The sequence below is a fragment of the Ruegeria sp. E8 genome (assembly GCF_056533985.1).
In genome coordinates this window covers 96,622-102,621 of the sequence record NZ_JBQFOY010000016.1, presented here as the reverse complement: position 1 = coordinate 102,621, position 6,000 = coordinate 96,622, and the positions used below count along the sequence as shown (strand labels likewise).

8 protein-coding genes are annotated in these 6,000 nt (G+C 57.7%); 6 read left to right on the top strand and 2 right to left on the bottom strand.

What is annotated here, in order from left to right:
- Positions 1-164 precede the first annotated feature (164 nt).
- The 5 genes from thrS to ACR0LF_RS18130 all read left to right on the top strand — a co-directional run bounded on the left by thrS (position 165) and on the right by ACR0LF_RS18130 (position 4,850).
- A complete protein-coding gene (thrS, locus tag ACR0LF_RS18150) occupies positions 165-2,123 on the top strand; it encodes a threonine--tRNA ligase (RefSeq protein WP_480573110.1) in 1,959 nt (652 codons plus the stop codon).
- Positions 2,124-2,344: 221 nt separating this feature from the next.
- Positions 2,345-2,647, top strand: a complete 303-nt coding sequence (locus tag ACR0LF_RS18145; protein ID WP_171177392.1) for a BufA1 family periplasmic bufferin-type metallophore — start codon at positions 2,345-2,347, stop codon at positions 2,645-2,647.
- A 72-nt stretch (positions 2,648-2,719) separates the two neighbouring features.
- Complete coding sequence (gene bufB / locus ACR0LF_RS18140) at positions 2,720-3,577, top strand: MNIO family bufferin maturase (protein WP_480573107.1); 858 nt, start codon at positions 2,720-2,722, stop codon at positions 3,575-3,577.
- A complete protein-coding gene (locus tag ACR0LF_RS18135; protein WP_480573105.1) occupies positions 3,574-4,335 on the top strand; it encodes an HvfC/BufC family peptide modification chaperone in 762 nt (253 codons plus the stop codon). The genes bufB and ACR0LF_RS18135 overlap by 4 nt, the downstream gene beginning before the upstream one ends.
- Positions 4,332-4,850 carry a DoxX family protein gene (locus ACR0LF_RS18130; protein ID WP_480573102.1) on the top strand — a complete coding sequence of 173 codons (519 nt, stop codon included), beginning with the start codon at positions 4,332-4,334 and terminating at the stop codon, positions 4,848-4,850. The genes ACR0LF_RS18135 and ACR0LF_RS18130 overlap by 4 nt, the downstream gene beginning before the upstream one ends.
- 1 nt (position 4,851) lies before the next feature.
- Here ACR0LF_RS18130 and ACR0LF_RS18125 read toward each other — a convergent pair whose 3' ends face one another.
- Positions 4,852-5,220: a hypothetical protein gene (locus ACR0LF_RS18125; protein WP_480573099.1), complete on the bottom strand. Its 369-nt coding sequence runs from the start codon at positions 5,218-5,220 to the stop codon at positions 4,852-4,854.
- A gap of 41 nt (positions 5,221-5,261) precedes the next feature.
- Entirely contained in the window at positions 5,262-5,579 is a 318-nt protein-coding gene (locus ACR0LF_RS18120) for an ArsC/Spx/MgsR family protein (protein WP_480573096.1), read from the bottom strand.
- A gap of 214 nt (positions 5,580-5,793) precedes the next feature.
- On the opposite strand from ACR0LF_RS18120, the gene ACR0LF_RS18115 reads away from it, so the two are divergent.
- On the top strand, positions 5,794-6,000 hold the full coding sequence (locus ACR0LF_RS18115) for a cold-shock protein (RefSeq protein ID WP_152458488.1): 207 nt from the start codon (positions 5,794-5,796) through the stop codon (positions 5,998-6,000).

Here is a 6,000-nt window from a genome sequence, read left to right as displayed (position 1 = left end):
GCAATTCCGCCCACTTCATTTTTTTCCAAATACTCCGGGGAGCGCGAGGCGCTGGCCCCTCGCCCCCACTCTTGACACACGCACCCCCACCTGCCACATGGGCTGAACACACATAACCCGCAACCGGGCGTTCAGTGGGCGCCAAACCGACGAGGAGAGCCGATATGGCCCTGGATTCAAAATCCGTCTCTCTCACCTTTCCCGATGGCAATGCACGATCCTACGACGCAGGCGTCACGCCCGCGGAGGTGGCTGCCGATATCTCGACCTCGCTGGCGAAAAAGGCCATCTCGGCCACTGTGAACGGCCAGCATTGGGACCTGCAATGGCCCATCGATGCAGATGCCGACATCGCTATCCACACCATGAAGGATGAAGCGCAAGCCAATGAGTTGATCCGCCACGATCTGGCGCACGTGATGGCACGCGCTGTGCAGGAAATCTGGCCCGCGACCAAAGTCACCATCGGCCCCGTTATCGAAAACGGCTGGTACTATGACTTCGACCGCGAGGAACCGTTCACGCCCGAAGATCTCGGCCTCATCGAGAAAAAGATGAAAGAGATCATCAACAAGCGCGACCCCGTCACCACCGAGGTCTGGGACCGCGACCGCGCGATCAAGTTTTACAAGGCCAACAACGAGCCCTACAAGGTCGAACTGATCGAAGCCATTCCGGGTGACGAGCCGCTGCGCATGTATTGGCACGGCCACTGGCAGGACTTGTGCCGCGGTCCGCACCTGCAGCACACCGGCCAACTGCCAGGCGACGCCTTCAAGCTGATGAGCATTGCTGGTGCCTATTGGCGTGGCGACAGCAACCGCGCGATGCTGCAGCGCATCTATGGCGTGGCCTTTACCGGCAAGGAAAAGCTGAAAGCGCACCTGCACATGTTGGAAGAGGCCGCCAAACGCGACCACCGCAAGCTGGGCAAGGAAATGGATCTGTTCCACATGCAGGAAGAGGCCCCCGGCCAGATCTTCTGGCATCCGAATGGCTGGACCATCTACACGCAACTGCAGGACTACATGCGCCGCGCCCAGCATCGTGGCGGCTATGTCGAAGTGAACACCCCGCAGGTCGTGGACCGTAAGCTGTGGGAACGCTCGGGCCACTGGGACAAGTACCAGGAAAACATGTTCATCGTTGAAGTCGACGAGGAACATGCGCGTGAAAAAGCTGTTAACGCGCTCAAACCCATGAACTGCCCCTGCCATGTCGAGATCTTCAAGCAAGGCCTGAAATCCTATCGCGACTTGCCGCTGCGCATGGCCGAATTCGGTTCCTGTGCCCGGTATGAACCCTCGGGCGCGTTGCACGGAATCATGCGTGTACGGGGATTTGCACAGGATGACGCGCATATCTTCTCGACCGAAGATCAGATCGGCGACGAATGCGCGCGGTTCATCGGGTTTTTGACCGATGTTTACAAGGACCTTGGCTTTGAGAGCTTCAAGGTAAAATTCTCTGATCGCCCTGAGCAGCGCTCAGGCTCGGACGAGGTCTGGGACAAGGCCGAAGAAGCCCTGCTGACCGCGACCCGCGCGGCGGGCGTTGAACCGGAACTGAACCCCGGCGAAGGTGCCTTCTATGGCCCGAAACTGGAATTCGTTCTGACCGACGCTATTGGACGCGACTGGCAATGCGGAACGTTCCAAGTGGACTTTGTTCTGCCGGAGCGGCTGGATGCAACTTACATTGGTGCTGACGGTGCCAAGCATCGCCCCGTTATGCTGCACCGCGCCTGCCTGGGCTCGTTCGAACGCTTCATCGGCATTCTGATCGAGGAACACGCGGGCAAGCTGCCCTTCTGGCTGGCCCCGCGTCAGGTCGTGGTCGCCTCGATCACTTCGGACGCGGATGCGTATGTGATGGAAGTTGTTGAAACTCTGAAAGCCGCAGGCGTGCGCGCCGAGGCGGATATCCGCAACGAGAAGATCAACTACAAGGTCCGCGAGCATTCGGTCGGCAAAGTCCCGGTGATTCTGGCCGTTGGACATCGCGAAGTCGAAGAGCGCACCGTCAGTGTTCGCCGCCTCGGTGAAAAACAGACGCAGGTTCAGCCGCTTGAAGTTGTAACAAATGAGCTGTCACAGGCGGCCACCCCACCGGATATGCTGTAACAATCGGCGTCATATCGCTGGCAATCCGGCCCCAAAATTGGGGCCGGATTGAAACATTTCACTCTTTTTTCATCAAAAACAATATATTACGGTGCAAGAGGGCACTCCGCCCCCTGACGTGCTTGTGAGACACGGGCTCGTGAATTCAACTCCGGCCAGCAAGGAACTACCTTTGTCAGTGTCACAAGCAGACATACCCAGTCATCAAGAGGATTACCGAGATGTCGAACACAGCTAAATCCCTGGTTATCGCAACCGCAGTCGCAGCCGCCGTATCGGGCGCAGCAACCACAGCAACCGCTCAGGCAAAAGAAAAATGCTATGGCGTATCGCTGGCCGGTCAGAACGATTGCGCCGCAGGCCCCGGCACAACCTGCGCGGGCACCTCGACCGTCGACTATCAGGGCAACGCATGGACCCTGGTTGACGCAGGCACCTGCGCCGACATCGAACTGCCAGCACAGGCGGACGGCACACCGCGCAAAGGCTCGCTGGAAGCACAGGACCGCGACCTGCCGGCATAAGGTCGGCCAAACGAATTCAGGGGGCGGGCACCAACGCCCGCCCCTTCACTTTCGTGATCAAGGAGCTGGCTCATGTTGGACAATGCACACCGGTCGAACCGCCTGCCCGCAGCGCCGGGTGTCGGGTACAAACCGCAGCATTTTGCTCAGATACTTGAACACGCGCAGCCCGTTGCTTGGCTGGAAATCCATGCCGAGAACTATATGGGCGACGGCGGGCGGCCCTTGGCGCAGCTGCGCCACCTTTCCGAACAATTCCCGATCTCGGTCCATGGCGTCGGCCTGTCTATTGGCGGCGAAGGTGCGCTGGACCCCGATCATCTGGCCCGTCTGAAACATCTGATCAACTGGCTCAACCCCGCCAGCTTTTCCGAGCATCTGGCATGGTCTACCCATGACACGCATTTCTACAACGACCTGCTGCCGCTGCCGTACACCGACGCAACATTGACGCGCGTGTGCGAGCATATCAATCAGGTACAAGACACCGTCGGGCGGCAGATGCTGTTGGAAAACCCCTCCAGCTATCTGGCATTCGAAGAAAGCACGTGGTCCGAGCCTGACTTTCTGCGTGAAATTGCCCGCCGCACCGGCTGTGGCCTATTGCTGGATGTGAACAACGTCTTTGTCTCAGCGACCAACCTGGATTATTCGCCCCAAGGTTACATCGATGACTACCCGCTTGAGAAAGTCGGCGAAATTCACCTTGGCGGCCATGATGAGGATGAAGACGACCATGGCCATCCGTTGCTGATCGACAGTCATGGGCGCGAAGTGGTCGATCCGGTCTGGGCCCTTTTGGATTATGTGCTGGAACGTTCGGGCCCAAAACCCGTTCTGGTCGAATGGGACACAGATGTCCCTGACTGGCCCGTTCTGCGGGAAGAGGCTGTCCGTGCGCAGACCGCGCTGGACAAGATCCCGGCATGAGCGTTTCGCAATCCGAATTTCGCGCGGCCATGATGGATGCTTCGGCGCCCGTCCCCGAAGGTTTGCTGGACGCCGAGGCGCGACCGGCCGGTCGCCGGTTCAGCGTCTATCGCAACAATGTAGCCGTCTCGCTAACCGAGGCGATGCATCAGGCTTTTCCCGTCATCACCAAGTTGCTGGGGCCGCAGAACATGGACGGGCTGGCCGGGATATTCCTGCGTCAGCATCCGCCCTCTTCGCCGCTGATGATGTTCTATGGAGAGGCGTTCCCCGACTTCCTGGCCGGAATGCAGCAGCTTTCGCATCTTGGTTATCTACCAGACGTTGCGCGGCTGGAACTTGCTCTGCGCCGGTCATACCACGCCGCCGACAGCGAGCCCGCCCCGACAGAGGCATTGGCCGTGGACCCCGAGCAGGTCATGCAGGCCCGGCTGCGTTTTGCCCCGGCCATGCAGGTGATCCGCTCGGACTGGCCTGTTTACGCAATCTGGCGCTTCAACACCGAAGCGGACGCCCCAAAACCCGATGCGCGTGCTGAGGACGTGTTGATCACACGCCTGGAATTCGACCCGGCTCCTCAATTACTACCTGCGGGCGGAGCTGACTGGATTGCTCATATCGAAGGTGGCGACACAATCGGCGAGGCTTTTGAAAAAACCGCCGCGGAGTTGCCGGAATTTGATCTTGGAACCACTCTGGCGCTGCTTCTGCAAGGCGGTGCAATAACGTCTGTGACTATCGAAAGGCTGGAGACATGACTGCTTTGATCTCAACCTACAATAACGTTCTGGGAAAGGTGGACCTGGCGTCCAACTGGCTGACGCCGACATTGGCACGGCTGGTCTTTATCGCTGTCCTTCTGGTTTATTACTGGAACTCGGCCATGTTGAAGATCGACGGTTCGATCTTTTCGCCGTCCAGCGGAGCCTTCGGTCAGATTTTCCCCAAGGCTGCCGAGGCCGTATTGTGGGATGTGTCCCAGATGACATTCTTCCAGCGCATTGTCATTTTCTTTGGAACGGTCGCCGAATTCGTCCTTCCAGCGTTGCTGCTGGTGGGTTTGTTCACCCGTCTGGCCGCTTTGGGCATGATCGGCTTCATCTGGGTACAGACAATCGTCGATGTCACCGGCCATGGCGTGCAACTGGGCAGCCTTTTTGACGCGGCGCCATCCATCATGGATCAGCGTACACTTTGGACGTTCCTGATGCTGGTGATCGTCATCAACGGCGCAGGCCCGATCTCACTCGACCGGATTCTGCGCTTGAAGTGATCTAGAAATGCGCTTTGGGCTGGTCCGGCTTACCTGCCGCCAGCCCAAGCACCCCGGCTACCCCGGCAAATGCGATCGGGAACATGGTGAAAACACCAAAGCCAAAAGCGTAATACATCGCCCCCGCTGAAATCAGCAGCAGAATTCCGGCAAACAGAGCGCGCGCCGGTGCCATGGCGCCCCCGGCAATCGCCAGCAAAGGTCCGATGATTGAAACGACCTGAATCAGGCCGGGGTTGTCTACCTGATTCAGAACTCCATCAATCTCACCTACATGGTCGATCACGACCACCTTCGCATACCCGAAAAACCCGACGATCATACCGATCAACCCGGCAATTACGCCCAAAACCATGGCGGCATTACGCATAGAAAATCCTCGCTGCTACATGCAGGCACATAAGTATCTATTTAAGAAATACCAAGCTGCGCGCGTGTTTCAGCGGTCCAGCCCAGCAGCAGTTCTCCGTCCTTTTCGATCAACGGGCGCTTCATCAGGGTGGGATGCTCCTTCAAAAGCTCCAAAGGTGCCTTTACGCGCTGGGTGTCATCCAATCCGCGCCAGGTCGTCGACCTTGTGTTGAGCAAAGCATCGCCGAACGCGGCAAAAGCCTGCGACAGCACAGAATCCGGCACGCCATCGCTGCGGACGTCCACAAATTCAGCGTCTGGCAACGTTTTCAATGCCTTGCGACAAGTGTCACAAGTCTTCAGTCCATAAAGGTGCATGTCTTTACTGCTCCTGCATTTGGTTGCTTTTTAGGCAATCTTGCCGGTTTCCGGCGGTTATTCTTGATTTTTTACTTCACCGTGCAATGTTGAAAAAGGCGAAACATGTAAATTGGGCTGTTGAAAGAAGGCGAAACGGTCGAATTTGCGATGTCGCTCACCACAGCCCCCACCAATTTGTGGGACAATGCGTAAGTAGAAGGAGACACGGGACATGCCAACCGGCACCGTGAAATGGTTCAATACCACCAAAGGCTATGGATTTATTGCCCCTGATGAGGGGGGCAAAGATGTGTTTGTTCATATCTCGGCCGTAGAACGGTCCGGCCTGACCGGACTCGCAGACAATCAAAAAGTCTCATACGAGTTGCAGGACGGACGCGACGGCCGCCAGATGGCTGCTGAATTGAAGCCGTTGTAA

What these genes read in the sequence shown, in the direction of transcription:
- thrS (WP_480573110.1), top strand. Translation starts at nt 165, where the DNA reads ATGGCCCTGGATTCAAAATCCGTCTCTCTCACCTTTCCCGATGGCAAT.
- ACR0LF_RS18125 (WP_480573099.1), bottom strand. Translation starts at nt 5,220, where the DNA reads ATGCGTAATGCCGCCATGGTTTTGGGCGTAATTGCCGGGTTGATCGGT.
- ACR0LF_RS18145 (WP_171177392.1), top strand. Translation starts at nt 2,345, where the DNA reads ATGTCGAACACAGCTAAATCCCTGGTTATCGCAACCGCAGTCGCAGCC.
- bufB (WP_480573107.1), top strand. Translation starts at nt 2,720, where the DNA reads ATGTTGGACAATGCACACCGGTCGAACCGCCTGCCCGCAGCGCCGGGT.
- ACR0LF_RS18130 (WP_480573102.1), top strand. Translation starts at nt 4,332, where the DNA reads ATGACTGCTTTGATCTCAACCTACAATAACGTTCTGGGAAAGGTGGAC.
- ACR0LF_RS18115 (WP_152458488.1), top strand. Translation starts at nt 5,794, where the DNA reads ATGCCAACCGGCACCGTGAAATGGTTCAATACCACCAAAGGCTATGGA.
- ACR0LF_RS18120 (WP_480573096.1), bottom strand. Translation starts at nt 5,579, where the DNA reads ATGCACCTTTATGGACTGAAGACTTGTGACACTTGTCGCAAGGCATTG.
- ACR0LF_RS18135 (WP_480573105.1), top strand. Translation starts at nt 3,574, where the DNA reads ATGAGCGTTTCGCAATCCGAATTTCGCGCGGCCATGATGGATGCTTCG.